Origin of the sequence: Psychrobacter sp. TB55-MNA-CIBAN-0194 (assembly GCF_040309505.1) — a bacterium.
Lineage (GTDB): Bacteria > Pseudomonadota > Gammaproteobacteria > Pseudomonadales > Moraxellaceae > Psychrobacter > Psychrobacter fozii.
Genome location: NZ_JBEOOW010000554.1, coordinates 1 through 252, shown reverse-complemented (window position 1 = coordinate 252; position 252 = coordinate 1). Strand labels below are relative to the sequence as shown.

The following is a 252-nucleotide window of genomic DNA, read 5'->3' as shown; positions in this document are numbered from 1 at the left end:
CCATCATTATTACGCCTATTGAGCATCATGCTAATATTGTACCTTGGCAGGTTTTGTCTCAGCAAACTGGTGCTAAGCTTGCTATTTTACCGCTTAACGACGATGCCACCTTTGATATACCTGCATGCTGTGAATTTATAAAGCAGCATAAACCTAAGTTATTGGCCATTAGCCAAGCCTCTAATGCGCTTGGTAATATCACTAATTTAGCGCCGTTAATTGCCAGTGCGAAAGCGGTAGGCGCATTAGTAC

Annotated in this window: 1 protein-coding gene; it reads left to right on the top strand. The window is 42.5% G+C overall.

Features of this window, described 5'->3' with window-relative positions; genetic code table 11:
- Nucleotides 1-252, top strand: a 252-nt coding sequence (locus AAEY75_RS16265) for an aminotransferase class V-fold PLP-dependent enzyme (RefSeq protein ID WP_352260188.1), incomplete at both ends; no start/stop codon positions are given.